The organism is Candidatus Cardinium sp. cBcalN2, assembly GCF_022810445.1.
Classification (GTDB): Bacteria; Bacteroidota; Bacteroidia; order Cytophagales; family Amoebophilaceae; genus Cardinium.
In genome coordinates this window covers 1-1,371 of sequence record NZ_JAACGD010000180.1, presented here as the reverse complement: position 1 = coordinate 1,371, position 1,371 = coordinate 1, and the positions used below count along the sequence as shown (strand labels likewise).

Below are 1,371 nucleotides of genomic sequence, written 5' to 3'. Positions count from 1 at the left end.
TTCTAATCCAGAACTCAGGTTAATATATAATTTACATCTAGAATAGACATCCGTTTTATTTCTAAATGATTTGAATCTTTATTCAATAAAGCATTATCTTGTTATATACAATCTTATTTTTCAAAATTTATTTGCTAAAATACTATTTTTTTCATAAACTTGGGTTTTCTGTAGCTCTTACATATATACACTATTACCCAGTAATACCTATCTTTTAGTAAGATCTATTCTTTAAGTTACTAAGAAAACTAAAATATCGTAAAACTTACCAAGATACAGATCAATTCATGTATAAGCAACATACATCTTATTCAAGACAGCTGAGTCGTATTTTCGGCTTATTAGGTATGCTGTTTTTGAGTGGGGGAGCTTGTTTTTTAAACAAGATACAAGAGAAAGTTTGGCCGAGCGAGCAAAATGAGCCTATCTCTGAGCATAATCCGCCTGATGTAACCGAAATAAAAAAAGAGCAAGAGGTAGACCCCAATAGAGGTCATAAAAATTGGTCAAATGAGCCAGATAGGTCATATGATTTATCTGGAATGGGACCTAATATCCTTGAGCAAGAGCCTTATGATGATTCTTCAGCTAATCGAATAAAAATAAAAAAAGATATATATGACCATTTATCTGAAACACAGGCAAGTACAAACAATATTTTCGTGTATCTACCTCAAAAAGGTTTGACTAAAGATAATCAGAGAGCAAGTGATGGGGATGATTTGAAAGCAGATGACGCTTATACAGCAGAAGGATCAAATATAGATACAGTAAAAGATCACGATCAAACCAGTGTGGTTCACGCCGTTAGTCCTTCTGCAGAAAAAGAGCATAAACAGGCAGAAAAACCAGATGAAGAAAAATATGGTATGTGTGCAAAACCATCATGTAGACAAGGAGATGATTGCAATGCTATGTGCATCCACCAGTGGGGAGAGCACAACCCTGGTTGTCCTATCTGCAGAAAAGCTGTCCAGAAAAAGATATTGGAGCCCCACCAGGTGTACAATCCCGAACAACTACAGCAGATTCCTAAAGAGATGGGCATAGATGATCCTGCATCGCCAATTGATCCGATGCAAACAGAGCAGGAACACATCGGAGACGAAAACGAAACTTTGGTACAACAAGTAAAAGCCTCGATGCCCCAGACAGTGACGCACTCACAGCAGGAACCGAGTCAGGAGGAAAATAACGAATCTATCAAGCAGACGCAGGAAGAGGAAGAGCCAGGGCAAGAGATAGAGGAAGATAAAGAGGAAGAGCGAGGGCAAGAGAAAGAACAAAAAGAGGCAGTTGAGCCTTACACCCACAGAGATGGGCTTAGTAGAAACAGATAGTAAAAAATATAAAAATAAATTGTAGTAGTTG

1 protein-coding gene is annotated in these 1,371 nt (G+C 37.4%); it reads left to right on the top strand.

Translation table 11 applies throughout. The features are described 5' to 3' along the window. The first annotated feature begins 287 nt into the window (after nt 1-287). Complete coding sequence (locus tag MUW74_RS04210; protein ID WP_243553104.1) at nt 288-1,340, top strand: hypothetical protein; 1,053 nt, start codon at nt 288-290, stop codon at nt 1,338-1,340. The last annotated feature ends 31 nt before the right edge of the window (nt 1,341-1,371 follow it).